The following is a 25473-nucleotide window of genomic DNA, read 5'->3' on the forward strand; positions in this document are numbered from 1 at the left end:
AGGATAAGGCCGCGGTGGGGGCTTGCCGCAAGAGAGGGGGCGCGCCATACGATGCACGGTCGTGACGGGCGCCGCCGGGATGGGGCGGCGCCGCGCGGCGGGAGAGGCGGAGCCGATGGGCGTGGACGTGACGGCGGACGAGGTCGTGGACGTGATCGTGGTGGGCGCGGGGCCGACGGGGATGATGCTCGCCGGAGAGCTCGCGCTCGCCGGCGTGGAGGCGGTGCTGCTCGAGCAGCGTGAGGACGGTGAGCTCGAGGGATCGCGAGCGGGCGGGATCCATGCGCGGACCATCGAGATCCTCGACCAGCGCGGGATCGTGGGGCCCTTCCTCGAGGAGGGGACGACGGTGCAGACGGCGCGGTTCGGCGGGTCGGTGCTCGACATCAGCGACTTCCCCACCCGCCACCCCTACGGTCTCGCGCTGTGGCAGAACCGGATCGAGCCGCTGCTCGCCTCCTGGGTCTCATCGCTCGGCGTGCGGACGGTGCACGGAGTGACGGTGAACGGGATCGCGCAGGACGAGTCGGGGGTCACGGTGTCGCTCGAGTCCGGGGCGGAGTGGCGCGGACGCTGGCTCGTCGGCGCCGACGGCGGGCGCAGCACGGTGCGCAAGAGCGCCGGGATCGGCTTCCCCGGCGTCGACGCGAGCATGAGCACGCTCATCGCCGAGGTGTCGATCGGAGACGGGGTCACCGCCCCGGTCGGGCTGCTGCAGGACGAGGCGGGCAACCACGGGATGACGCCGCTCGGCGGCGGCGCCTACCGGGTGGTGACGTCCGAGCGGACACTCGTTCGCGGAGGGGCACCGGCCACCCTCGACGACCTGCGCGCGTCCCTCCGCGCCGCCTATGGGAGCGACTTCGGGGTGCACTCCCCCACCTGGGTCTCCCGGTTCACCGACGCTACCCGGCAGGCCTCCGCATACCGAGCGGAGCGCATCCTCGTCGCCGGCGACGCCGCCCACGTGCACTACCCGGCGGGCGGGCAGGGCATCGGGCTCGGGATCCAGGACGCGGTGAACCTCGGGTGGAAGCTCGCGGCAGTGGTGCGCGGCGACACGGCACCCGCGCTGCTCGACACGTACCACTCCGAGCGGCATGCGGCGGATGCGCGGGCGCTCGAGCTCTCGATGGCGCAGACCGTGCTGCAGAGGGTGGATGCGCGGACGGCCGCGCTCAACGCGGTGCTCGAACGCGAGGTGTTCGGCGGTGGGGCGACGGATGCGAGCGGCTCGGCTGCTTCTGCTGCGAGCGCCGCCGCGGGTGGGCTCTCGGACGGCGCCCGAGTGCGGGTGGCGGCGCTGATCCACGGGCTCGACGTGGCGTACGCGGCGCCGGAGGGCGCGCATCCGCTCGTGGGGCGGCGTGTGCCCGACCTCGACCTCGTCATCGGCGGCGACGTCGTGCGGATGTACTCGCTCCTCTACCGCGCCCGGCCCGTGCTCGTCGACCTCAGCGCGGGGATCGAGCTCGGCGGGTGGAGCGGGCGTGTCGACCGCGTCGACGCCGCGTACGCGGGGACGTGGACGCTGCCCGTGCTCGGCGCGGTGAGTGCACCGGCGGCCGTGCTGGTGCGACCCGACGGGCACGTCGCCTGGGTGGCCGACGGGGTGGAGCCCATCGAGGCCGCCCTCGCGCGCTGGTTCGGGCCCGCCGGGAGGGGACCCGCTACGGTCGACGCATGAGGATGCGGGCGGCGAGGGCGGTGGGAGTCGCGGTGGTCGCGGTGGCAGGGCTGATGCTCGTCGGGTGCGCCCCGACCGGGCACTCGTGCCCCGCCATCGGGTGGACGAACACCGTCGCCGTGCAGCTCGAGGGTGACGACGCCGCGCTCGACCGCGTCGTCGAGGTGCGGCTCTGCGACGACGTCGGCTGCTCGACGCCACTGCTCTCGACGCCGCTGCCGCTCGAGCCGATCACACCGCTCTCCACCGTGCCCCTCTCCCCCGTGCCCGGCGAGCCCAGCGCAGAAGCAGATCACGCGCCGTCCTACACCGCGTACGCCGCTGGGCGCGACTCATGGAAGGTCGACCTCGGGATGTCGTCGCCCGGCTCGGTGCAGCTGATCGCGTTCGACGCCGACGGCGTCCCCCTGGGCGAGGCGCCGGCCACGCTGCGATGGGTGCGCGTCGGCGGGACCGCCGAGTGCGGAGGGCCCATGCAGGCGGATGCGGTGGAGCTGCCGGTCGCGACGCCCGCGGGCTGAGGGTCAGGTCTCCCCTCGGACCACCTCGAGGGGGCCCTCCTCCGCGGTCGGCGGCTCGAAGCGGCCGAAGTACTCGGTGGCGGTCTGCTCGGTGAGGGGCCAGTCGTCCGGGCCGGTGCCGTGGCGGTCGCCGATCCGGCTCAGGATGGTCTCGAGGCTCGTGGCGACGTAGACCGTCACCGGCACGACGCCGTACGGGGCGAGCAGAGCGCGGCAATCATCGCGCTGCCGACGGAACCAGAACCCGAAGTCGAGGGCGACATCCTGTCCCTGGTCGACGAGGCGGAGCAGGCGAGCCTGGACGTCGGCGGCGACCTCGGCGACCACCTCGGGCGTGGGCATGCCCGTGATCCCGCGATCCCAGAACTCGACCTCGAACGACAGCCGCGTCCAGCCCTCCCGCTCGAGCCGTCTCGCGTACGTGGACTTGCCTGCGCCACCGGGCCCGCACATCATCACGACGCGTGATCGACTCGGCGCACTCACGTCAGGCACACCCCGAGCAGGCACGTCGACGTCAGCGCTCGCGGTCGGCGCGCTCCGGGAGCTCGGCGGGAGCATAGATCGTGTCGACCGACTCGCGGAGGCGGTCGAGGAACTCGACCACCGCGAGCGCCGTCTCGGGATCGAGGTCGCTGGCGACGGCGATCATGCGCTCGTGCATGTCGCCGAGGGTCTTGCGCACCTCTTCGTCGCTCGAGACCGTGGGTACGACGATGAGCCCGCGTCGATCGAAGGGGCTGGGCTCACGCCGCAGGTGCCCACTGCGCTCGAGGCGGTCGAGCAGGGCCGTGACCGACGCCGAGGAGATGCCGAGGTACTGGGCGAGCTCCTTGGGGGCGACATCCTTGCCCTGCTGCTGTGAGCGGATCAGGTACCGGAGGGCGAGCAGGTCGTTCTCGCCCATCCCCATCGCCTCCTGCGTGCGCCGACGCATGGCGGTGTCGGCGGCACGGTAGGCGCGCATCGCCTCGAGCACACGACGTCCGCGCTCCTGGTCGGTCTGCCCGTACCAGTAGCGCGATCCGTCGGTTCGCTCCTCGGCCATCCTCACATCTTACGACGATCTGATAACTCGGCCATCGAGGTAGATCTGCACAGTCAGTTTTGAGTGGAAACGCCTTATTGTTAGTCTATCTAATGATTCAGCAGACGAGCTGTCTCGATGGGAATGAGGTAGCCATGGGAGCCCTGCTGTACGGACCGAGTCAGGACTCCATCCCCCTCGACGACAGGATGCTCGCGCACCTGCAGCTCGTGATCCTCGGGCGGCTCCGCCGCGGCGAGTCGTGCGGTCTCACCTACACACGCGAGGACGGCGGCGCCTCCACCCGCGAGACGGTGTGGATCAACCCGGCCATTCCGATGCGCTTCGTCTACGACAGCCTCGACCGCGGCGGTCCCCTCAACCGCGCCTGGGTCGACGCGCTCGCCGCGACCGCGGCCACCGGCGACCTCCACCCCGTCCCCGAGCCCGACAGCGTGCCGGCCACCCCCGCGCTGGCGGGTGCCACCAAGCGCACCCTGCGTCGCTGAGCCCGCACCGGCCGCTGCTGCCTTCCCCGCCGGATGGGCCGTGCTGCTCAGTCCCCCGTGACGAGCACACGGGCGGCGAGTAGCCTTCCCCCGTGCGGCGTCGAGGCCGGCGCCGCGGTCGACCGTCGCGATGGTGCGCGGGCGGCACGATCAGGTGACGAAGGAGTCAACGACATGGGCAAGCTCGACGGCAAGGTGGCGTTCATCACGGGAGCGGCGCGCGGACAGGGGCGCAGTCACGCGGTGAGGCTCGCGCAGGAGGGCGCCGACATCATCGCGGTCGACATCTGCGAGCAGATCCCCACGGTCGAGTACGAGATGGCCCGCGAGAGCGACCTCGAGGAGACCGTGCGCCAGGTGGAGGCGCTGGACCGACGCATCCACGCGCAGAAGGCCGACGTGCGCGACCTCACCCAGCTGCAGGAGGCGGTCTCGGCCGGCGAGGCCGCCCTCGGGCCGATCGACATCATCCTCGCCAACGCCGGGATCGCGCCGCTGGGTCTCGACGGAGACCCGGTCGCACCCTTCCGCGACGTCGTCGACGTCAACCTGACCGGCGTCTACAACACGGTGATCGCGGCCGTGCCGTCGATGATCGAGAAGAAGGCGGGCGCCATCGTGCTCACCTCGTCGACCCAGGGCCTGAAGGGCGTCGGCGGCAACGGCTCCGCCGGGACCACGGGCTACACCGCGGCCAAGCACGGTGTGGTGGGCCTCATGCGGTCGTTCACCCACTGGCTGGGGCCGATGGGCATCCGGGTGAACTCGGTGCACCCGACCGGGGTCGCGACCCCGATGATCCAGAACCCCGTGATCGAGAAGCTCTTCGCCGACTTCGAGGGCAGCATGGACGCGGTGACCAACATCATCCCCGTGCCCTGGGTCGAGCCGGTCGACATCTCGAACGCGATCGCGTTCCTCGTCAGCGACGACGCCCGGTACATCACCGGGGTGACCCTGCCGGTGGATGCGGGGTTCAGCGCACGCTGAGACTCTCGGCCCGCTCCCTGTCGTCCGCGGGCCGGGAGCGGTACCGTATCCGCACCGGACCGACGCTGCTCCGCACATCGGCGCGATCAGAGGTGGGCACTGTGGACGGAACGGTATCGAGGTACGGCGTGCACAAGTTCGGGCGCGACGGTCGGCCGCGCATCCGTGAGGTGTACGCGGGAGCAGGCGGCTGGCATCCGCTCGACGACGGGCCCCAGCGGCTCACCGTCGAGACCGCGCAGCAGCTGCGCGGCGACGGAGTGACGATGGTGCGGGTCCGGTGGCGCATGCGCACGGTCGAGGTCATCCTGCGCCGCTACCTCGGCGGCTGAGCCGCAACCCTCCGCGTCCGGGCGCGTCCGGGCGCGTTCGGGACGCATCCGGGCAAAGAAGAACCCCCGCCTGGGTGGGGGGATGGGCGGGGGTCCTGACCAGCGTCGAGTCTTGCTACTGGCGTTGATCTGATACTGACTGTAGCCCTTCACGAGTCCAGATGCGGGAGGCGCGCAGCCCATCAGTGGCGAGTACGCAGGCAGGTCACAGAAACCCGATCTCGGCAAGGGTCTGACACGGATCCTCCGAAGGTGGCAGGGTGGGGATGACATGGACGCTCCGCACCAGACCACCGTGTCGAAGGCCACCGTCGGCCTCTTCGACAGCGATGCCGCGGGCCTGGCCGCAGCACGGGCCACGCTGGCGCGTCGAGCCCCCTCCGTGTCGGTCGTGATCGCCGTCTCCTCGTGGGGCGAGCTGCTCACGAACGAGGCGTTCCCGCCCGACATCGTCGTGCTGCGGCCCCGCCCCGACGACCGCGTCTCGCTGCCCTACGAGGCGCGGGTATGCCGGATCGTGGAGGCGTCGGTGCTCGCGATCGTCGATGCCGACGGCGACGACGCGGCCGCGGCGCGCGGCGTGACGTCGCTCCTCGTCGCGAACACCCTCGACGAGGCGGCCGACCTCCTCGAGGGGTGGCCTGCCGGAGCTCTCTGAGCCCGACCCCCGTGCGGGTCCTACCGGGCCGACCGGCGTGTCGGATACGGTGACACCGCTGTCGGCGTGCGCTCGGAGGGGGTGGTGTCATGGATCCACTGCTCGTCTACACCGTCTCGGTCGTCGCGATGGCAGGTATGGCCGTCCTGTTCATCGTCAGCCGCATCCGCCTGCGCAGCCCCGAGGCGGGCCCCTGGTGGGAGCTCGCGTTCCTGTCCGGTGTGCTCTGCGCCACCGCGTACTTCATCGGCCAGCGCACGGGCGATGCCGGATGGACGGTGTCGGTCGGCAACGCCACCATGGTCTTCACCGTGGGCGCCGCCTGGGCGGGCTGCGTCGTGTTCAACGGGCGACGCGCGTCGCTGCGGACCGCCTCCGCCCTGCTGGTCATCGGCGGATCGGCTGCGATCGGCATGGTCTCGCTGCTGCCGTCGGAGTACGGCAGCAAGTACGCCGGAGCCGTCGAGAAGGGCATCGCGCTCGCGGCCTTCTCGCTGCTCGCGCTGATCGAGTGCCTGCGCCGGCCGATGCGCGGATACACCGGCGCCAAGGTGATGGCCGTCGTGTTCGTCCTGCACCTGGCCTACCTCGCGCCACGGAGCTTCGTGTACCTCATGCTGGGACCGTCCTCCGCCGTCTTCACCGCGGCGTTCAACACCGGCATCACCACGGGGATGAACGTGATCCTCACCGTCGTCGTCGAGGCCGCGATGCTGGGCATCCAGGCGCAGCACCGGTACCGGATGCCGACCCGGTCGGGATTCCGACCGTATCCGGAGCCCGCGCCCCGCGACCTCGCGGAGCGACCGCTCGTGGGCGCGCTGCTGGTGGTCGGCGTCGACCTCTGGGGGTCGCTGCGCCGGGCGTACGGCATCGACCTCGCCCACAGCCTCGCGCTCGACCTCGCCCGCTCCCTCGCCGTCGCGATCGACGAGACAGAGGACGCGAATTCTGAGACGAGCCCGACGCTCGCGGTCTGGCGGCTGCCCGAGGGGCGATTCGCCGTGCGGCTGACGCAGGCCTCCACCGCCGAGACCCGCGCGGGAGAGATCGCGCGGCGCGTGCCCCCCGAGTTCGCCCGCCGCGCCGCGCTGCCCGAGGGGCGGCCCACGGTGAGCGCGGTCCTGGTGCTCCCCGGGACCACGCCCGTCTCCACGGAGGGCACGGCGCTCACCGCGGCGGAGGCGGAGTTCGAGAGTCGCCAGGCACGGGAGATCGAGTGGCTCGCCGTCGTCGCGCCGGGCGCCGCCGTCGGCGCACCGTCAGCGTCGGGCGCCGTCTGAGCCACTCCGCAGGGCGGCCAGGGTGGGGGGCAGCGCGACATCCCACGGCGTGGCGCTGACGCCGAGCTCGACCTCGGTCTCGCGCGCGTCGACGACGAACGGCGCCGAGAACTGGTACGAGGAGTCGACGGCCGCCCGCAGGAACGGGGAGAAGATCGCGAGGAGGCGGAGCGCCGCCGGCGACCACGAGGTGACCCCGACATCGCGGCCCGTGAGAGCCGCCACGCGCGAGGCGATCTCCACGCGACTGAGCGGCTCGGCGCTGGGCACGTGCCACGCACGACCCCACTCCCCCACGTAGCCCGATGCGGCGACCACCGTGTCCGCGATGTCGTCGAGGTAGGCCCAGCTGTGCGGCATCCGCGGATCACCCACCCCGCGCGGGCGCTTACCCGCCAGCAGCGGACCGAAGAAGCGCTCGCCCAGCTGCGCCGTCGCACCGCTGCCGGGGCCGAAGTAGTCGCTCGCACGCACCTCGACGGCGCGGAGGTCGCCGCGGCGGTGGGCCTCGAGGATGCGCTCCCACCCGGCCTTGCGGACCAGGCCCTTCTCCTCCGTCGTGAGGAGCGGGTCGTGCTCGGCCATGGGCATCCGCGCGCCCTCGCCGTAGGCGTAGAGGTTGCCCATCAGGACGAGGTCGGCGCCCGAGCGAGTGGCGGCGGCGAGAGTGGCGTCGAAGACCGGGGGCCAGAGCTCGCGCCAGCGGTGGTACTGCGCGGGGTTCGACGCCAGCACGATGGTGGTCGCGCCCTGGGCTGCGCTCGTCAGCGCCTCGGCGTCGGCGGCGTCGGCGCTCACCGATCGGATCGTGCCCGCCCTGCTGCGCGACCCACTCTGCACCCCACGCCGTGACGCACCCCGCGACGCGCTCTGCAGCTCGTCGGCGGTGACCGGGGTTCCCGACCGGGTGGCGACGACGACGTCGTCTCCCTGGGCGGCGAGGCGCCGGGCGACGCGTGTGCCGATGAGTCCGGCCCCGATGACGAGCTTCATGTCAGTCCTCTCGATGATGAACGAGAGCACTGCTCTCAGATGCGAGAGTAGCGGGCCGCGACCTTGGAAACAAGAGCACTGCTCTCACTTGTGTCGGGTGGTCTCGGATAGACTCCCGGCATGGTCGACAGCGCCTCCTCCGAGGCCCCCCTGGGGCCGCGAGCGCGTGCGCGCGCCGAGACGCTCGACCGCATCCGCATCATCGCCCTGCGGCAGCTCGGCGAGGTCGGCGCCGCGGGGCTGTCGCTGCGGGCGATCGCCCGTGAGCTCGGCGTGGTCTCGTCGGCCGTGTACCGCTACTGCCCCAGCCGGGATGCACTGCTGACGATGCTCATCATCGACGCCTACACCGACCTCGGGACGACGGTGGAGCGGGCCGAGGCCGAGGTGGCCCGCGACGACCTCCGCGGACGACTGCGCGCCGTCGTGCTGACCGTCCGCGCCTGGGCGCGGGCCAACCCCCAGCGCTACTCGCTCATCTACGGAACCCCCGTGCCCGGATACGCGGCCCCATCCGACACGATCGCGCCCGCGAGCATGGTCGGCCTGGTGCTGACCCGCCTGCTCGTCGACGTGATCGCGGCCGGCTACGGCCCGCTGCCGACGGTCGGCTCCGCGGCGGCGACGCACGCGATGGAGGGCGTCGCCGCGGCGCTCGGAACCCCCGAGCTGGCCGAGCAGCTGGTGGTGGGGATCGACATGTGGCTGCACCTCTTCGGCGCGGTGTCGTTCGAGCTGGGCGGGCAGTTCGTCAACGTGGTGTCGGACGGCCCGGCCTACTTCGACTTCCTCGTGGACGAGTTCGCCGCCCGGATGCGCGTGCCCTGACGGCTCCGGCCGTCGCGGATCTGACAGTCGTGGCGGGCTCTAGGAGGTCCAGCCCGCCACGACTGTCAGATCCGCGCGGCGGAAGCACTCCGCGACGGCATCCGGCCGGCGACGGCGGTGCCGTCGAGGTCGTCGTCGTGGACGACCTCGACGGCGAGGCCCGCGGCGGCCAGCAGCGCGGCGGTGCCCGACGCCTGCGCCTCGCTCGTCTCGATGGCGACCAGGCCGCCGGGCGCGAGCCAGGTGGCGACCTCGGCGGCGACCTGTCGGTGGACGTCGAGGCCGTCGGATCCGCCGTCGAGGGCGAGGCGGGGCTCGTGGTCGCGCGCCTCGGGCGGCATGGTGGAGATGCCGGCGCTCGGCACGTACGGCGCGTTCACGGCGAGCACGTCGATCCGCCCCCGCAGCTCCTCCGGGAGAGCGGCGAAGAGGTCGCCCTCGAACACCGAGCCGACCGGGGGCTCGAGGTTGCGGCGCGCGTTCGCGACCGCGGCGGGGTCGAGGTCGGACGCCAGGACCGTCACCGCGAGGCCGGCCCGCCGCGCCGCCGTGCGGAGCGCGAGCGCGACCGCTCCCGTGCCGCAGCACATGTCGACTACGACCGCCCCCTCGCGGAGCCCGAGCGCCGCGACGCGGGCGAGCACCTCCGTGCGGCGGCGGGGCACGAAGACGCCGTCGTCGACGAGCACGCGCAGTCCCGCGAAGTCGGCCCAGCCCAGGATCGCCTCGAGCGGCCTACCGCCGACACGGTCCGCGACCATCCGCTCGAGCGCCCCCTCGTCGCCGGGCGAGGCGTCGAGCAGGAGCGCCGCCTCCTCCTCCGCGAAGACGCAGCCCGCGGCTCGGAGGCGGGCCGTCACGTCGTCGACTCGTCGCGCATCCATCGGCCCATTGTCTCGCGACGACGATCTTTGGCGTGTCGGGCGAGAGCGACGTACATTCGAACACACATTCGATACGAGGGAGGGGAACGATGACCCTGATCGACACCGACAGCGCAGCGACGATCTGGTTCGAGGACGAGGTGCCGGTGCGGATGCTCTGGCGCCGCCGCCGCTGGCGCGTCTCCGACACCCCGACCGAGCCCGACTGGTTCTACTGGTCGACCCACCCGCCCCGCGTCGTCGCCTGGCGCTTCCAGGCGACCGACGAGACCGGCGACAGCCTGGTCGTCGACGTGGTGCAGAACGGGCAGCTCTGGTCGGTGGTGAAGACCTACCGCTGAGCGGGAAGGGTCAAGCCCCGTCGCCCTGCTCGGTCGCGGCGGCGCGTCCGCGGCGGATGCGGCGCACGACGAGCCAGACGAGCACGCCGCCGATCGCGGTGTAGACGGCGACGTCGAGCCATTGCGAGTACTGATCGATCAGCTCGTACTGCGTGCCGAGCGCAGCGCCCAGGCCGACGAGGAGTCCGTTCCACAGCACGGTGCCGAGCAGCGTGAAGAGGCTGAACACGGCGAGGTTCATCCGCTGCGCACCCGCGGGCAGCGAGATGAGGCTGCGGACGCCGGGGATCAGCCGTCCGAAGAAGATCGACGATCGACCGTGCCGCGACAGCCAGCTGCTCGCCTTCTCGAAGTCGTCGCGGTCGACGAGCGGGAGCTTCGAGAGCAGGCGGATGGAGCGCTCCTCCCCCACGATCGCGCCCAGCCAGTAGAGCAGGAGCGCGCCGAGGTAGGCGCCGAGGGTGGCCGCGACCATGACCCACACCAGGTCGAGGCGGCCGGTCTGCGAGAGGAAGCCCGCCAACGGCAGGATGACCTCGCTCGGCAGCGGCGGGAACACCGTCTCGGCGAAGGTCAACGCGCCGACGCCCACCTCGCCGATCGCGTCGATGACGCCCGCGGCGAGGCCGACCAGGCCGCCGAGCTCCTGTCCCTCCGCAGCGACGGCGTTCGCGGTGGCGGCGTTCGCGGTGATCCCCGCGGAGTGCAGGGCGGGCAGGGTGGCGGCAGTGGTCGTCACACCACGACGCTATCGAGCGAACCTCCACGTACCCCGGGCGAGGTGTGGAGGCTCAGTCGGCGGAGGCGCGGAGGGCGTCGATCTCGGCGAGGGTCTTCGCGAGGTCGAACTCGGGATCGGGCTCCATGAACCGCTCGAACACACCGAGCAGCCCGGCGCTGGCCAGCGTCCATTCGGGATCGGGCTGCATCGTGGCCGGCCCGCGGTAGGTGGCGAGCACGATCGAGGGGTTCGCGATCTGGCGGATGCCGAGCCCCTCGACGATCGCCGACACCAACGTCGCGTAGGGCCGGTAGTCGCCCGCCCACTCGGGGCGGATGCGGTAGCCGAGCAGCTCGGCGAACCACTGGTGGAACGCCGCCATCTGCTCGACGAACGCGTCGCTGCCCGACCGCAGCGCCTCGGTGATCTCCTCGCGAGCCGAGTTGTCGACCCGGCCGAGCAGGGCCGCGGTGAGCGAGACGTACGACTGCCATGCCACCGACGACACCACAGACTGGTAGTTGTGCTGCAGCGCGACGCGGATGGTCTCGAGCACGACCTGATGCCGGCCCTCGGGTGTGGCCACCCGGTCGACGTTCTCGAGCAGGATGCGCACGCAGATCTGCAGCGTGCTCTCGTCGACCAAGCTGGTCGCGGCCCGGCGGGCGATCTCGACCATGAGATCGGCGACGAAGGCCTCCTTCGAGTCCCAGAGCCGGTAGGTGGACGATCGCGACACCTCGGCCTCGCGGATGAGGTCATCCATCATCAGATGTTCGAAGCCCACCGTCATGCCGAGGCTGCCGACCCGGTCCAACGCCACATCCAGCACACGCTGGCGCACCTCGGGGGCTCGCAGACGCGCGCGCCTCTGGACCTCGTGCTCTGCGTACTCGCTCACCCGACCCCGATCCTCCCGGTGCCGAGCGAGGCCCTCACGATCCGGAGCGACACGCCGCCATCGTGAGACGGGGGACCCGGCGTCCCCCGCTCGTGCCCGGCCGAAGCATCCTATCGACCCAGGGGCACGGTCACACACAAGGCCCCCGGCACAACGGCGTGCTCGGTGCCGGGCAGCACCAGCTTCACCAGGCGGAGGTACGGCAGCACGTCCGAGCGCAGGGCGCGGGGGTCGTCGCTCCGGGCGGTCACCACGGCCCCTCCTGCGGCCGCGCCCGCCTCGAGGCCGATGCCCTCCCGCGTCCCGTGCGGAGAGACCGCGATGCCGACCAGCAGCGAACGCAGGGCCGCCCGGGCGTTCTCGGACAGGTCGGCGAGCAGCCCCTCGGGATCGTCGAGCTCGCCCACGTTGATCGAGAGCGGCTCGGCTTCACGCGGGGCGCTCAACGAGCGGGAGAAGGCCTCGGCGAGCTCGCCTGCCAGACGCACGTCGTCCGCGTCGATGACACCACTCCGATCGAGCCGCGCCAGCAGCGGCACCACTCTCTCCCGGAGGGCGCCGATGCCGCCGATCACGTCGTCGGCCGCGAAGGCGCGCCGCGCATCCGCCGTCGACGTCGCCCGGAGGACCTCCTGCGTGCGGATCTCCGCGTACAGCCCGGCGGCGAGGGTCCGCGCATACGCCACCGAACCCGTCCCGAATCCGACCGCTGGCGCCACCGCGACCAGGATGATCGGCAGCGACGGCACCGTGTCGACCGTCGCGAGCCCGGTGAGGGTGCTGCCCACGGCGAGCGCGGTCGCGAGCGCCACCGAGACCGCCGTGTAGGCGATGAGCTCGAGCGGTGAGCGGAAAGGCGCCAGCGCCACCAGCACCAGTCCCACGGCCATGAGGCCCCAGTCGTCACGGATGTAGGCGTTGGTGCCGAGCTGGCCGGCCGACGCCAGCACGGCGGACACCGCGACCAGGCCGTAGCCGACGGCCGCCTCGACCCCGGTGAGGCCCACACCCTCGCCGAAGGCCCGGATCACGAGCCAGACGTGACCCGCGGCGAGCGTCGCGACCGCGAGCGCGGCGAGCGGCCACGACGAGATCTGCGAGGTGGTCGCGAGGGTCAGCCCGAGAGCGACCACGAACGACACCCCGCCGACCGTGATCGCGAAGCGACTCGCGGTGACCGATCCGAGCGGATCGAGATCGACGGCCTTGACCACCCACGGAAGCGGCTTCCCGCGCACCTCAGCGAGACCCTCCGGCGCCGATCCGTGCGTCTCGTCGTTCCCCGCGCTCATGACCGCACCCTCACCGTGAGGAAGATCGCGGTCCCGGCGCCGGGGCGGGCCCAGATCTGCACCGACCCGCCCGCGTCGGTCAGCCGTTCGAGCAGACGGGAACGGAGCCCACCAGGCCCGTCGACGTCGACGCGGTCGAGGTCGAACCCGGCCCCCGCATCCGACACCATGACGCTCACCTCGGACTCGCCGTCCATCACCGCGACCTCGGCCTCGTCGAGGCCGGAGTGCCGGGCGACGTTGTCGAGGCAGTCGTCGATCACCGACTGCAGGCGCCGCGACACGGGCGACGACAGCTCCGCGACCGCCGAGAGCTGCCCCGCCAGCGCCACACGCACACCGCGCTGCTCGGCGCGCTGTCGTATCTCCAGGAGCATCGCGGGCATCGCCACCGCCGGCGTCACGGCGGCGAGGGTCGACTCCTCGAGGATCGGACCGATGTCGTCGAGGTCGGCCAGATGCCGGCGGATCGCCGCGACACGGTCGGGGCCGAGCGGGCCCGGCTCGGTGGCGGCCAGAGCGCGGAGATCCTCCAGGACGGTCTCGCGCAACCACTCCGCCGCGGCCCCCGAGAACCGGCCGGCGGTCGCCGAGGCGATCTCGTCACGTCCCGCCGTCCCCATGACCGTCGCTCCGCGCGACGTGACGCCGCGGGCATGCCAGAAGGCGATGACGAGGAGGGCGAGCCCGATCCACGACGTCACCACGGGGACGTCGACCGCCAGCGGCATCCCCTGCAGCGCGGCCGCGACCAGCACCAGGCCGTGTCCGAGCACGAACGCCGTCGTCCCGACGATCAGAGCGTCGCGGACGGACCGGAGCGACACTCCGCAGAGCAGGATCGCCAGCGTGGGCATCGACAGCAGCGCATAGTCGCTCGAGGGGGTGGGGCCCGGGAACACGACCGACACGTTGCTCACGATCGAGGCGTAGCCGAACAGTGCGACCGCGGCGACGCCGGTCCAGCACAACGCGGGCCGGAGCGTCCTCCTCGACAGCGCCGCGGCGATGGACAGCCCCATGATCACGAGCGCGGCTACCGCCGCGACGATGTCGACCCGACCCGTGAAGGGGATGAATGCGAGGTCGATGAGCGCCGTGACGACGAGGACGGAGGACGCGAACCAGAGTGCAGCGCGACCGATCGCCCGCGTGGTGGCGAAGGCCTCGGGATCGATGGCGATCTGCGCTGACATGTGCACGACCCCCTGCGCGCTGGGCGCGTCGACATGCACCCCCTCCAGTGTAGAGGAGTGGTCTTGTACGCTCATGCCATGAGCCAGGGGAGCGACTTCACCGAGGCCGCACGCCGGTCTCGGGTGGAGCGGGCCGTCTTCCAGTCCCAGCTCCTCGTCGCCGGCGCCCTCCTGCTGCTCGTGGTGGCCGCGTTCCTGTTCCAGCCGGAGTCGATCCTCAACCCGGTGTTCTTCGCCGGGATGGCCACCGTGTTCGTGCTCACCGGCGTCTCGGCGCTGGTGCCGTGGGCGGACATCCATCGATACTGGATCGCGCTGCTGCCGCTCGTCGACATCGTCGCCGTGATCCTGGTGCGCTCCGGCAACATGTCGCTCGGCGCCGGGCTGCTGCTGGTCTTCCCGGTCATCTGGCTCGCCAGCTACTTCGGTGTCGTGGGCGCCGTCGTCAGCGTCGCGACGTCGTCGGTCGCCCTGTGGACCAGCACCTTCCTCATGGGCGGCTCCGTCACGCTGGCGAGCATCCCCGGGCTCCTCGTCCTCCCCGTCACGCTGACGTTCGTGGCAGCGGCGACGTTCGGCACGACCAGTCGCATGGATGCGCAGCGAGGGCTGCTGCGACAGCAGGCCGACCTGCTCGAGGTGGCGCTGCGGCGCGCTCGACGGCAGGAGCAGACCCTCGACGAGGTGCTGAACGCGGTGACCTTCGGCGTGGTCGCGTTCGACAAGGACGGCAAGGAGACCATCTCGAACACGTCGGCCAGGCGGCTGCGCGCGGAGTTCCAGATCCCGGAGGGGGCAGCGCCGGACCTCGTGGCGTACGGCCCCGACCGCACCACGCGCCTCGAGGAACGCGAGCTGCCCACCGGGCGGGCGCTCCGCGGAGAGCGCTTCGACGATGTCGTGATGTGGCTCGGCGACCCCGGCGGTCACCGCATCGCGCTCAGCGTGGCCGGTCGACGGCTCACCACGTTCGACGGCGAGTCGGACGGCGGCGTGGTGATCTCCCGCGACGTCACGAGCGAGCTCAACGCCATCCAGGCGCGCGACGACCTGGTCGCCTCGGTGTCGCACGAGCTGCGCACACCGCTCACGAGCATCCTCGGCTATCTCGAGCTCGCGCTCGACGACGACCGTCTCGATCCGTCGACACGGTCGATGCTCGAGGTGGCGTCGTCGAACGCCGACCGGCTGCTCGCGCTCGTCGCCGACCTGCTCACCGCGGCGAGCCGCACCGAGCAGCAGATCGCCATGTCGTTCCACCAGTGCGAGTTGAGCGAGATCGTGAGCCAGGCCATCCAGGCGCAGGGCCCGGCGGCCGATGAGCGGGGCATCCGACTCGTCGACGACGTCGAGGGCCCGATCGTGCTCGAGGCCGACGGCTTCCGGCTCCGCCAGGTGATCGACAACCTGCTGAGCAACGCCATCAAGTACAACCGCGAGAACGGCCGCGTCGTCGTGGCCGCCGAGGCCTCAGACGACCGCGTGAGCCTCACCGTCAAGGACACCGGCATCGGCCTGTCCGAGGTGGAGCAGTCCAAGCTCTTCGACCGCTTCTTCCGCGCGGAGCGCGTGCGCAACTCGACCATCCACGGATCCGGGCTGGGTCTGTCGATCAGCCGCGACATCGTCCGCCGGCACGGCGGCGAGCTCACGGTCTCGAGCACGCTCGGTGTGGGCACGGTGTTCACCGCCACGATCCCGCGGCGGCGTGAGCATCGGGATGCCGCAGAGGGTTCGACGGCGTGAGCACCCGCAGTAGAATCCGGATCAGCGCCACCCGTTCGCGGATCGGCTCCGCGACCGAGAGGAGGCCCCGACGATGACGGTCGACCTCCCGAGCGTGCTGCTGGTCAGCGGCCTGGTCATCGTGCTGTGCGGCCTCATCTTCGTGCTCAACACCGCGATGCGGCGCAACGACGCCTCGGGCCGCGTGTGGAGCGTGGGGTTCATCAGCGGCATGCTCTCCGCGATCTGCTACGCGATGTGGGCGGTCGCCCAGGACCAGTGGTGGATCAACGCGATCGCCAACGGCACCTACCTCCTCTCGGTCGCGGCGATCTGGTCGGGCAGTCGGGTCTTCAACGGCAGGCTTCGCAGTCTCCTCTGGGTCGGCCTCGCCGCAGGCGGCGTGGCGATGGTCCTCACGGTGATCGAGGGGCCGAGCGGCGTCTGGGCGGGCTCCATCCCTGTGTTCGTCGGCCTCACCCTGTTCGCCGTGCTCACCGGGTACGAGACCCTGAGGTCGCGGATGCGCCGCAACCTCAACGCGCGTGTGCTCGGCATCGGGATGTGGTTCTTCGCGCTGTTCACGCTGGCCCGCCTCGTGATCTTCCTCACCCAGGGCCCCGACTCCTCGACGTTCCAGACCTACTTCGGCACCCAGGTGGCGACGATCGTCACCGTTGTGCTCGTGGTGCTGGGGACGGTGGCCGTCTCCGTCATGCAGGCCGAACGCTCGGGCGCACGTGCCCTCGGCGACGTGACCGTCGGCGTCTACTCGACCGTCGGCGTGCTCTCGGCCTCGTCGTTCATGCAGCAGTGGGCCGACCAGGTGGAGCGGGCGGCGTTCAACCGCGACCGGCTCGCGATGGTGGCCATGGACGTCGACAACCTGCCCCAGATGAACACCGCGTTCGGCCGCAACTTCGGCGACACCGCGATCCGCTCGGTCGCGCAGCTGATCCGGCACCACACACCGACGACGGCCGTGCTCGGGCACCCGGGCGCGGGCCGGTTCGTCATCGTGCTGGTGACGAACGCGGCGAGCGACGCGGAGCGGCTCGCCATCCGGCTGCAGACCGCCCTGGTCGACGAGCCGATCGACCCCGAGCGCTCACTGCGCGCCACCGCCAGCTTCGGCGTGGTCGACACCGACATGTTCGGCTACAGCCTGCCCGTGCTGCGCAAGGCGCTCGACGACGCCACGGCGTCGGCACGCGCCCAGGGCGGCAACCGCATCGTGATGGGCAGCACCGACGTCACGCACCCGGGGGCGCTCCCCCGTCCGTGAACCCGTGCTTGCGCTCGGCCCCGGCGGCGGCCCGGGTCAGGTGGCGAGGGCGATGGTGAGCTGGTCGTAGGCCGTCTGCTTGGCGTACTCCGTCGAGGTCGGCGTCGACTGCAGCAGGATCTCGTAGGTGAACGAGAGCGTCATCGACGTCGCCGCCGGATCGACCGCCGGGATGATGAACGTCTGGCTGTAGCTGTACGGATCCTTGACGAGGTACCCAGGGGCGATCGGCGCCTGGTCGGCCAGCGCCTGCGGGGCGGAGAGCGCGCCGTCGGCGCCGTCGACCGACGGCGTGAGGGTGACGCGCGACAGGTAGACCTGCTGACCCTGGTCGGAGCCCAGCGAGCCGACCATCGAGAAGCTGATCGGCTTGTTCGCCTGCGGGGTCCACTCGCCCATGTTGAGCGTCGACCAGTAGTTGACGGTGAGCGAGATGTCGCCCGCCTGGAGCTGATGCTGCGTCGATCCGGTGGCCAGCTCGTTCACGATCGGCGTGATGGTCGCCGGGGCGGTGGCCGGCACCGACGGGCTCGACGACGGCGAGGCCGCGTTCGTGTTGAACTGCGTCTGGTCCCACGGAGCCGTGCCGCAGCCCGCGAGGGCGACCACGGAGGTGACGGCGAGGGCCGCGGCGGCGACGACGCGCGCGATCCGCGCCCGGGGGGAGCTGCTCCGACGCCTCATGGACGGCCTTCCGTTCGGGGTGCAGGGGCGGGTGCAGCCACCTGCACCCACCACCCTAGGTCAGATGCGCCATTCAGCGGATGATGCTCAAGATCACCTCAGGACGAGCACCTCGCTTCTTGAGCCGATCCTGATCGGAACCTTGCCCGCATCCGAGACGAACCCGCGATGCGTAGGTCACACTGGATGCATGGCAGACAACAGCAACCCGTACGTGACGGACAGGAGCGACCTCGCCGACGTCACCGACGAGTTCGCGAACGACTTCATCGAGTCGGTCGAGTCCCTCCCCAGCTACCGGCCGACCATCGGCTGCATCATCCCCGCCTACAACGAGGCGGAGTCGATCGGTGAGGTCATCGAGTCGCTTCTCGCGCAGACCCGCCTCCCCGACGTCATCCACGTCGTCGTCAACAACACCACCGACGACACCGTGAAGATCGCGGCCCAGTACGCCGGCCCGCACCTCAAGGAGGTCGACGGGATCGAGCAGTTCACCGAGGTCTACGTCCACGACATCGGCAAGAATAAGGACAAGAAGGTCGGCGCCCTCAACTACGGGTACCAGCTCGTCGAGGGCTGCGACTTCCTGCTCGGCGTCGACGGCGACACCACCGCGGCCCCGGATGCGGTCGAGCGCCTCGCCGAGGAGATCCAGTCCGACTCCCGCATCGGCGGCATCTCGGCGATCTTCTCGATCGACGAGAAGCCGATCAAGGGCTTCGTGGCCAAGTTCCTCATCACCGGCCAGCGCTTCCAGTTCGCGGCGTTCAACATGCAGAACATGCTGAAGGGCCGCAACATGGCGGTGCTCGGCGGCCAGTTCTCGATCTTCTCCACCAAGGCCCTTCGCCAGATCATGGTCGAGAACCACCAGAACACCCCGTGGGTGAAGGACTCCGAGGTGGAGGACTCGCTGCTCTCGCTGCAGATCAAGAGCGCCGGCTACCTCACCAAGATCTCCGCCCAGGCCCGCGCCGACGTCGGCGGCATGACCACCCTCCGCGGCCTCGACGGCCAGCAGGTGAAGTGGAACTTCGGCGCCATCGAGCTCATGTGGCCCGGTCAGCGCGGCGACACCAAGGGCCAGCCGTTCCACCCGAACCTCCGCCTGCGGTGGCTCGAGAACTTCTCGATGCTCACCAACCTCGTCACCCGCGTGCTCTTCTTCATCCTGCTCGCGGCGTCGCTCTCCATCGGCGCGTTCGTCTTCTCGCCGATCTGGCTGGTGCCACCGGCGGTCGCGATCCTGCTCAACACGCGCACCGCGCTGTCGATGCACGACCGCAGCCCGCGCGACCTGTTCTTCGCCCTGGCGCTGTTCCCCGCCGAGATCTACATGTGGGTCAGACTCGGTCACTTCATCCGGGCGTGGACCAAGTTCCTCTCCCGCAAGCAGACCGACAACTGGGCGGCGCAGGCCAAGGCCGAGCGCGGCCGAGGCAACAGCTACCTCGTGCCGTTCATCATCATCGCGCTCGTCGTCGCCGTCCTCGTGCTGGTCTGGTTCCAGCTCGATCCGTTCGTGCAGTCCACCATCCTCTGGATCGGATGGCCCATCCTCGGTGTCATCACCATCCTGCAGACCCTCACGATGGTCGGTCGCGTGCTCCGCCGCTACCGCGGGTACAAGGTGTGACGACGACGATCGGCAGGTTCGTCGAGCTCTCCACCCTCCAGTCGCTGCTCAACACGATCGCGACGGACGGACCGGCGAGAGAACGCTTCATCCACGATTTCATCAACCTCTGGGAGACCCGATCCCAGAGGTTGATGAAGGCTCTGGGGAGCCGCGACTTCGAGGACGCGGACGTCGTCTGCCTCTCGATCCGCTCCTCCAGCACCATGCTCGGCGCCTGGACCCTCGAGGCCATCGCCGGCATGGTGCACGCTGCGGTCAAGCAGCAGGACATCGCCGGCTGCATGAGCCACCTGGCCAGACTGCACGAGGTGGGCCAGCGCACCTGCGCCGAGCTGGTCGCCTACATCGAGACGCAGAGCGGCGCGACGCGGCAGAGCGTCATCCTCGACTGAGCGGTCGTCCTCGGCCGGGCGTCATCCTCGGCCGGGCATCGTCCTCGACTGAGCGCGGGGATCAGTCGTCGGCCGCGGCGAGGCGGTAGCCGACCCCGCGCACGGTCTCGATCCAGCGCGGCTGAGTGATGCTGTCGGCGAGCTTGCGCCGCAGGTTCGCCATGTGCACCTCGATGGCCCGCTTGTCGGCCTCGCTCACGAAGTGAGCGGTGACGTAGCTCTCGCCGCGCAGCAGGAGGGCCAGGTCGGCCTTGCTGCGCACCCGCCGCTGGCTCTCCATCAGCGCGTTGAGCAGATCGAACTCGCTGCGCGTGAGGTCGATCGGCTTGCCCTCCTTCTCGGCCAGCCGCATCTCGGAGTTGACGTAGAGGCCGTTGTGGTGGAGCCAGCCGTCCTCCATGTCGTACGTGCGTGCCGCCGCGGGGGCCTCGGTGACCGGCTCGGGTGCGACGACGGGCTCCGACACCGGCGGCGACACCGGCTGCCCGGGCTGCTGCACCGGCACACCGGAGGGCGTGTACGGTCCGGGCTGCTGCGGCTGGTACACGGGCTGCTGCTGCGGCGGGTACTGCATCGGATACGGCTGCTGCGGTGGAGCAGGCTGCATCGGCGGCGCATAGGCGGGCTGTCCGCCGCCGTACGGGGTCGCCGGGCCCTGCTGACCCGGAGGGAGGGGCGCGACCGGCTGACCTGATCCATCGGGCGCGAGGGCCTGTCGGGGACGGCGCATCATCGCCTCGACGCGGGCACGCAGCTCGCGCGGGCGGAACGGCTTGGTGAGGTAGTCGTCGGCGCCCGCCTCGAGGCCCTGGAGGGTGTCGATCTCCTCGTCGCGGGCGGTGAGCATCACCAGGTAGGTGTTGCTGAAGGTGCGGATGCGCTTCGCCGCCTCGAACCCGTCGATGCCCGGCATGCTCACGTCGAGCGTCGTGACGATCGGATCGTAGGCCCGCACGGCCTGCACCCCGTCGAGGCCGTTCCCCGTGGCGATCACCTCGAAGCCGGCCTGCGTCAGGACTGTCTCGAGCAGATGACGGATGTCGGCGTCGTCCTCGATGATGACGGCGACCCGGCGCTCCCCGTTGGTTTCCATTGCCCTGATCGTATCAACCGTCGGTGTCGCAGGGGGGATGCCCGCAAGGCCGGCTCACCAGCCGGTGGCCTCGGCCAGGTCGCGGGCAGCCTGCGGCCACCACTCCCCCGCGGTCGGCCCGCCGTTGCAGGTGCCGTCGCTCTCGCCCGGCGGCTTGATCCAGAGATCGGCGTCCTGGTCGGAGCCCGACTGCGCCGGGGGCGGGAGTCGTGCCGAGCGCGCGACCAGGAGGGTTGCACCAGTCGCCGTTCGACCCGTTGCCGTTGCGCCCGGTGTCGATGACGTAGTGGGCACCGCCGGTGAGGTTCGAGATGGTCGAGGCGTACTCGACCTCCTTGTCGGTGGCGTTGTAGTTCGACACGTTCGTCGAGAAGCCGCGCACCTTGGCGACACCGGCGCGGTTCAGCAGGTCGGCCATGTCGGCGGCCGGACCCCAGTTGGAGTGGCCGGCGTCGATGTAGATCGTCGCCCCCGTGGGCGCGAGGGTGTCGACGGCCCCGTTGATCTCGCCGAGCCGCTCGTCGACGTTCGCGCACTGGTCGGCGAGCGCCAGCGCATCCGGCTCGAGGATGACGACCGCCGGCTTGTCGGCGAGTGCCCCGGCGATCTCCTTCACCCAGTCCGGATACTCCTCCGGGGTGAGTCCGCCGCCCGAGAAGTTGCCGCAGTCGCGGTTCGGGATGCCGTAGACCACGAAGATCGGCATCTGTCCCATGTTCTCGGCCTGCGAGATGATGCCGGACACATAGGGCCCGACCTTGCCGACCGGATGCTTCTCGGGCACCAGCCACACGGCCGTGGGAACGGCCGCGATCTTGCCGAAGGTCTCCGCATCCGCCTCGTCGCCGGCGACCCGGGCGGCGTTGGCCGCCGTCGCCGCCTTCGACCCGGGATCGACGAACAGCGGCTTGCCCGCGAACGGGTTGTCGGGCGCGACGCCGCCCTGGCTCAGCACGCTCAGCACCACCAGCACCGAGGCGATGACGGGGACGAAGAGCGCCACGATGGCCGCAGCGACACCGATGCGGGAAGCAGGGGACGACACGTCATCAGCCTAGCCTGCCGCGCTCGGCGACCCTGGGGCGACCCAGGGTGCCGGCGTCGCCGGAGTTCTTGAGCCGCGACATCGTCTGCGCGAAGGGCACGGGACGGCCGTAGAAGAAGCCCTGCGCGTGCTTCACCCCGATCTCGAGCAGGATGTCGGCCTGCTCCTGCGCCTCGACCCCCTCGACGATGGTGGAGTACTCGAACGCGTCGCTGAAGCCCTGCAGCGCCCTGACCACCTCGCGCTGCCTCGTGTCGTCGAGGTTGCCGGCCAGGCTGCGGTCGATCTTGAGGATGTCCATCGGGATGCTCACCAGGGCTCCCACGCTCGACGCCTCGCTGCCGTAGTCGTCGAGCGCGATGAGCATCCCCATCTCGCGGAACACCTCGGCCTGGGCGCGCAGCTCGTCGTCGATGTCCTTCGTCGAGCGCTCGTTGAGCTCGAGGCAGAGCGTGACCTCGGGGTACCGGGGGACGATCTCCTTGAGGAAGCCGCCGACGTGCTCGTCGCGGATCTGCTCGACCTCGAGGTTGATGGTCATCGTGCGGACGGCGGGCACGAGGCGCTGGAACTCGCGCGCCGACTTCAGCGACGCCGAGATCACCAGCTTCGTGAGCTGGTCCATCCGCCCCAGGCCCTTCGCCTTCTCGATCAACGACGAGGTGGAGATGCGGCCGAGCTCGGGATGCGTGTAGCGCACGAGCGACTCGAACGCCCAGATGCGGTCCTCCGCCATGTTGACGATGGGCTGGTAGACCACGTTCAACGTGCCGTCGTCGATCGCCTTCGCGACGATCTCGTTGATGCGGCTCGAGCGGTGCGGCGAGATGCCGATGCTCGACTCGAAGCTCGGACCGCCCTGACGCCGCGATCGCTTGATCGAGAGCATGCTGTGGTCGGCGTCCACCACGATTGAGCGCGGATCGGTCTCCTGCGCCGCTGAGAACGCCAGGCCCACGCTCACCATCGGCCGGTACTCGCGGCCGTCGAGGACGACGGGCTTGGAGAGGTTCGCGACGATCCGGTCGGCGATCGCCTTCGACTCGGCCAGCGACTGCAGCTTGGTGAGGATGGCGACGAACTCGTCGCCGCCGACCCGGGCGACGAAGTCGTGAGGGCGGACGCTCGCCCGGAGACGCGTGGCGACGGTGGCGAGCATCTCGTCGCCGACATGGTGCCCCTCGGTGTCATTGAGGCGCTTGAACTGGTCGAGGTCGATGAACAGCACCGCGAGCCCGGAGGCGTACTGCCTGTCCTCGTTCAACCGCATGAGGCTGCGCTGGAACGCGTTGTAGTTGGGCAGACCGGTGAGGGAGTCGCGGTCGACGCGGTCGAGCAGCAGATCGTACGCGCCGCGCACTCGCGCGGTCTCGGAGGCGATGTGGCCGATCGCGTCGAGCGCCCGCTCGTCCTCCTGACTGAACGGCACCCCGCCGTCCTTCCGCAGGGCGACCAGGTACTCGACCGGCTCGACCGCATCCTGTGCGTGCTCGACGGTGACGCCGTCCTCGCCCTCGTACGGGGTCTCGTCGAGCTGAGGATCGACGAGGGCGCCGCTTCGGGTGAACTTCGCTCCGATCTCGTTGCGGCCGGGCGGTGTACGTCGCACAGTGAAGACCGCGGCGTCGATCGCCCGCTCGGCGAACGAGATCATCGTGTGCTTGAGATCGTCCTCCGGGTTCCAGGGCAGCGCACGGGCAGCATCGACGATGCCGTTCAGACGGCGTTCGCTCGTGCGCGTCTCGCGGCGCTTGGCGAGGCCGTAGAACACGAGCGCGACGATGAGCAGCGGGATGGTCTCGCGCGCGAGATCGAGCTCGGCGTCGGCCCCCACGAGCACCCGGAAGTAGCCGTCGGAGATCGCCCAGTCGAGGAGCGCGACGACGGTGGCCACGCCCCAGACCAGGGCGACCCGGGCCGGGCTCAACGCACCCAGTCCGACACCCCGCCCGCTCCTGCTCCATCGGCCCTTCGAGCGGGCGAACTCCAGTGCGAGCACCAGGACGTAGTAGACGGCCAGCCCGAGCGGCACCGCGACCCAGGCCGGCACACCCATGAGGACGAGAGCACGGGCTCCGAAGACGAACGCCAGCGCGGCGATCGCCGCCTGTCCTGACCACTGCGCCGCCATCCAGGACGAGCGGGTCACGGCCAGCTTCGACACGAAGAACGACGCGACCCACATCCCGACGTCGAAGAGCGGGTTCGTGCCCGGCACCGCGATGACGAGCAGCGCCGCCGCCACCCCCAGCGCCGGCGGGCCGGGGGCCCGGCCTGTGGGGATCAGGTACACCGCCGTGACACCGACGCTGACGACGAAGACGACGGTCAGGATGGGGTAGACCGGCGGCGCCAGGAAGCCCGCGACCACTCCGGTCACGACCGTGGCGACGGCGACGGCCACGAACACCGCGGCGAGCACCGGGTCGCCCTGCGGGGCGGGCGCCGTCGCCCGGCTCGGCGAGGTCTGGGACATGACTGCCGTCTCTGCTGTGTGGACCGACTGCGGCGGGACCGCGCTCTGCTGTCCGGGCCCACTGCGGCGGGCCCGCGCGGGCACCGTGAGCCGATTCTAGTCAGAGGCCGAGGTCGCGGAGCGCTGCGTCCATCCGCGACGTCATCTCGGCGTAGCCCTGATCGTTCGGATGGAGGCCGTCGTCGGCCATCCACTCGGGATGGTGCTCGATCCAGTGGCTCGCGTCGGGGATCCAGTCCGCGCCCGTCCGGTCGGCGGCCGCGTGCACCCAGCCGATGATCTGCTCGACCGAGGGCGGGCGCTGGTCGGTGTACCAGAACGGCTCCACCGCGATCAGCCGCGCCTCCGGAAGGGAGGAGCGCAGCCGGTCGAAGTCGGCCGTGATCGCCGCCTGGATGTCGTCGGCGCGCTCGGGCATCGAGAAGTTGTCGTTGAGGCCCATGGTGATCACCACGATGTCGGGCTGCGAGGCGATCACCTCGCTCAGCTCATCGCTCGGCGGGTACGCCGGCGGGAGGGCGGCGCGATGGTTGACGAACCCGAGGCCGTTCGTGCTCGGGTTGACCTCGGTCCAGCCGCGGTCGGCGCAGATCTGCGTCGACCAGCGGAGCGCGGGATCGGAGGCACCCGTGCCGAGGGTGTAGGAGTCGCCGTAGAAGGCGACGACGGAGGCGTCGGGGTCGCTCGCGGGAATGGTGGTGGGGGCGGTGCCGCTGGCGGTCGCGGCGGCATCCGGGGCCCGAGAGCCCGCGCGGGGGCCGAACGTGGTGCCGAGAGCGAAGATGAGCCCCGACACGGCGAGCGCCGCGAGCACGATGAGGCCGAGGGCGTTCCTGGTGCGCACGGAGGTGATTCGGCGTCCCTCCCCTCAGCGGATGGGTCCGGTGTCGCGACCGGGGCTCCGTTCGGTGGCGATGGGACGCGAAGAGGTACCGTCAGGGCGATCATGGCTCCGCTGGGGGCCTGTC

The 25473-nt window shown here is 70.9% G+C and carries 26 protein-coding genes; 13 read left to right on the top strand and 13 right to left on the bottom strand.

Annotation, left to right across the window (positions count from 1 at the left end):
- The first annotated feature begins 61 nt into the window (after window positions 1-61).
- A complete protein-coding gene (locus ACFJGV_RS06355; protein ID WP_378147701.1) occupies window positions 62-1687 on the top strand; it encodes an FAD-dependent monooxygenase in 1626 nt (541 codons plus the stop codon).
- Entirely contained in the window at window positions 1684-2208 is a 525-nt protein-coding gene (locus tag ACFJGV_RS06360; protein ID WP_378147703.1) for a hypothetical protein, read from the top strand. Before ACFJGV_RS06355 ends, ACFJGV_RS06360 begins: the two co-directional genes overlap by 4 nt.
- Before the next feature lie 3 nt (window positions 2209-2211).
- Here the strand turns inward: ACFJGV_RS06360 and ACFJGV_RS06365 are convergent, their stop codons facing one another.
- Both ACFJGV_RS06365 and ACFJGV_RS06370 read right to left on the bottom strand, forming a co-directional pair.
- Window positions 2212-2664 (bottom strand): AAA family ATPase, encoded by a 453-nt coding sequence (locus ACFJGV_RS06365; RefSeq protein WP_378147705.1) that lies wholly within the window; start codon window positions 2662-2664, stop codon window positions 2212-2214.
- 61 nt (window positions 2665-2725) lie between these two features.
- Window positions 2726-3256 (bottom strand): MarR family winged helix-turn-helix transcriptional regulator, encoded by a 531-nt coding sequence (locus tag ACFJGV_RS06370; RefSeq protein WP_378147706.1) that lies wholly within the window; start codon window positions 3254-3256, stop codon window positions 2726-2728.
- Between the two features lie 134 nt (window positions 3257-3390).
- On the opposite strand from ACFJGV_RS06370, the gene ACFJGV_RS06375 reads away from it, so the two are divergent.
- The 5 genes from ACFJGV_RS06375 to ACFJGV_RS06395 all read left to right on the top strand — a co-directional run bounded on the left by ACFJGV_RS06375 (window position 3391) and on the right by ACFJGV_RS06395 (window position 7007).
- The gene (locus tag ACFJGV_RS06375) at window positions 3391-3744 is read left to right on the top strand and encodes a hypothetical protein (protein ID WP_378147708.1); all 354 of its coding nucleotides are present in this window, start codon (window positions 3391-3393) and stop codon (window positions 3742-3744) included.
- 174 nt (window positions 3745-3918) lie between these two features.
- Window positions 3919-4734: a mycofactocin-coupled SDR family oxidoreductase gene (locus tag ACFJGV_RS06380; protein ID WP_378147709.1), complete on the top strand. Its 816-nt coding sequence runs from the start codon at window positions 3919-3921 to the stop codon at window positions 4732-4734.
- A 101-nt stretch (window positions 4735-4835) separates the two neighbouring features.
- Window positions 4836-5066 carry a hypothetical protein gene (locus tag ACFJGV_RS06385; protein WP_378147710.1) on the top strand — a complete coding sequence of 77 codons (231 nt, stop codon included), beginning with the start codon at window positions 4836-4838 and terminating at the stop codon, window positions 5064-5066.
- 271 nt (window positions 5067-5337) lie between these two features.
- Window positions 5338-5724 (top strand): hypothetical protein, encoded by a 387-nt coding sequence (locus ACFJGV_RS06390; RefSeq protein ID WP_378147711.1) that lies wholly within the window; start codon window positions 5338-5340, stop codon window positions 5722-5724.
- A gap of 89 nt (window positions 5725-5813) precedes the next feature.
- Window positions 5814-7007 carry a hypothetical protein gene (locus tag ACFJGV_RS06395; protein ID WP_378147713.1) on the top strand — a complete coding sequence of 398 codons (1194 nt, stop codon included), beginning with the start codon at window positions 5814-5816 and terminating at the stop codon, window positions 7005-7007.
- Here the strand turns inward: ACFJGV_RS06395 and ACFJGV_RS06400 are convergent.
- A complete protein-coding gene (locus ACFJGV_RS06400) occupies window positions 6987-8000 on the bottom strand; it encodes an NAD-dependent epimerase/dehydratase family protein (protein ID WP_378147715.1) in 1014 nt (337 codons plus the stop codon). The genes ACFJGV_RS06395 and ACFJGV_RS06400 overlap by 21 nt on opposite strands.
- Before the next feature lie 120 nt (window positions 8001-8120).
- Here ACFJGV_RS06400 and ACFJGV_RS06405 point away from each other — a divergent pair, with 120 nt between their 5' ends.
- Window positions 8121-8828: a TetR/AcrR family transcriptional regulator gene (locus ACFJGV_RS06405; RefSeq protein ID WP_378147717.1), complete on the top strand. Its 708-nt coding sequence runs from the start codon at window positions 8121-8123 to the stop codon at window positions 8826-8828.
- Window positions 8829-8893: 65 nt separating this feature from the next.
- Here ACFJGV_RS06405 and ACFJGV_RS06410 read toward each other — a convergent pair whose 3' ends face one another.
- Window positions 8894-9712: a putative protein N(5)-glutamine methyltransferase gene (locus ACFJGV_RS06410; RefSeq protein ID WP_378147719.1), complete on the bottom strand. Its 819-nt coding sequence runs from the start codon at window positions 9710-9712 to the stop codon at window positions 8894-8896.
- Window positions 9713-9801: 89 nt separating this feature from the next.
- Between ACFJGV_RS06410 and ACFJGV_RS06415 the strand changes: the two genes are divergently transcribed.
- Window positions 9802-10053, top strand: coding sequence for a hypothetical protein (locus ACFJGV_RS06415; RefSeq protein ID WP_378147721.1), 252 nt, complete (start codon window positions 9802-9804; stop codon window positions 10051-10053).
- A 10-nt stretch (window positions 10054-10063) separates the two neighbouring features.
- Here ACFJGV_RS06415 and ACFJGV_RS06420 read toward each other — a convergent pair whose 3' ends face one another.
- The 4 genes from ACFJGV_RS06420 to ACFJGV_RS06435 form a co-directional block, all read right to left on the bottom strand.
- Entirely contained in the window at window positions 10064-10747 is a 684-nt protein-coding gene (locus tag ACFJGV_RS06420; RefSeq protein ID WP_378148648.1) for a DedA family protein, read from the bottom strand.
- A gap of 97 nt (window positions 10748-10844) precedes the next feature.
- A complete protein-coding gene (locus tag ACFJGV_RS06425; RefSeq protein ID WP_378147722.1) occupies window positions 10845-11675 on the bottom strand; it encodes a TetR/AcrR family transcriptional regulator in 831 nt (276 codons plus the stop codon).
- A 110-nt stretch (window positions 11676-11785) separates the two neighbouring features.
- Window positions 11786-12967 (bottom strand): hypothetical protein, encoded by a 1182-nt coding sequence (locus ACFJGV_RS06430; protein ID WP_378147723.1) that lies wholly within the window; start codon window positions 12965-12967, stop codon window positions 11786-11788.
- Window positions 12964-14202: an ATP-binding protein gene (locus ACFJGV_RS06435; protein WP_378147725.1), complete on the bottom strand. Its 1239-nt coding sequence runs from the start codon at window positions 14200-14202 to the stop codon at window positions 12964-12966. Before ACFJGV_RS06435 ends, ACFJGV_RS06430 begins: the two co-directional genes overlap by 4 nt.
- A gap of 39 nt (window positions 14203-14241) precedes the next feature.
- Between ACFJGV_RS06435 and ACFJGV_RS06440 the strand changes: the two genes are divergently transcribed.
- Window positions 14242-15909, top strand: a complete 1668-nt coding sequence (locus ACFJGV_RS06440) for a sensor histidine kinase (RefSeq protein WP_378147726.1) — start codon at window positions 14242-14244, stop codon at window positions 15907-15909.
- 73 nt (window positions 15910-15982) lie between these two features.
- The gene (locus ACFJGV_RS06445; protein ID WP_378147728.1) at window positions 15983-17173 is read left to right on the top strand and encodes a diguanylate cyclase; all 1191 of its coding nucleotides are present in this window, start codon (window positions 15983-15985) and stop codon (window positions 17171-17173) included.
- A gap of 36 nt (window positions 17174-17209) precedes the next feature.
- Here ACFJGV_RS06445 and ACFJGV_RS06450 read toward each other — a convergent pair whose 3' ends face one another.
- Window positions 17210-17857: a hypothetical protein gene (locus tag ACFJGV_RS06450; protein WP_378147729.1), complete on the bottom strand. Its 648-nt coding sequence runs from the start codon at window positions 17855-17857 to the stop codon at window positions 17210-17212.
- A gap of 190 nt (window positions 17858-18047) precedes the next feature.
- On the opposite strand from ACFJGV_RS06450, the gene ACFJGV_RS06455 reads away from it, so the two are divergent.
- Window positions 18048-19496, top strand: a complete 1449-nt coding sequence (locus tag ACFJGV_RS06455) for a glycosyltransferase (protein ID WP_378147731.1) — start codon at window positions 18048-18050, stop codon at window positions 19494-19496.
- Window positions 19493-19891 carry a hypothetical protein gene (locus ACFJGV_RS06460; protein WP_378147732.1) on the top strand — a complete coding sequence of 133 codons (399 nt, stop codon included), beginning with the start codon at window positions 19493-19495 and terminating at the stop codon, window positions 19889-19891. The genes ACFJGV_RS06455 and ACFJGV_RS06460 overlap by 4 nt, the downstream gene beginning before the upstream one ends.
- A gap of 61 nt (window positions 19892-19952) precedes the next feature.
- On the opposite strand, the gene ACFJGV_RS06465 is transcribed toward ACFJGV_RS06460, so the two are convergent.
- The 4 genes from ACFJGV_RS06465 to ACFJGV_RS06480 form a co-directional block, all read right to left on the bottom strand.
- A complete protein-coding gene (locus ACFJGV_RS06465; protein ID WP_378147733.1) occupies window positions 19953-20984 on the bottom strand; it encodes a response regulator in 1032 nt (343 codons plus the stop codon).
- Window positions 20985-20997: 13 nt separating this feature from the next.
- Entirely contained in the window at window positions 20998-22029 is a 1032-nt protein-coding gene (locus ACFJGV_RS06470; protein ID WP_378147735.1) for a glycoside hydrolase family 6 protein, read from the bottom strand.
- A 4-nt stretch (window positions 22030-22033) separates the two neighbouring features.
- The gene (locus ACFJGV_RS06475; RefSeq protein WP_378147737.1) at window positions 22034-24505 is read right to left on the bottom strand and encodes a putative bifunctional diguanylate cyclase/phosphodiesterase; all 2472 of its coding nucleotides are present in this window, start codon (window positions 24503-24505) and stop codon (window positions 22034-22036) included.
- A gap of 100 nt (window positions 24506-24605) precedes the next feature.
- Window positions 24606-25349, bottom strand: coding sequence for an SGNH/GDSL hydrolase family protein (locus ACFJGV_RS06480; protein WP_378147739.1), 744 nt, complete (start codon window positions 25347-25349; stop codon window positions 24606-24608).
- Window positions 25350-25473 lie beyond the last annotated feature (124 nt).

Origin of the sequence: Cnuibacter sp. UC19_7 (genome assembly GCF_042699995.1) — a bacterium.
In the GTDB taxonomy this organism is placed as follows: Bacteria; Actinomycetota; Actinomycetes; order Actinomycetales; family Microbacteriaceae; genus Cnuibacter.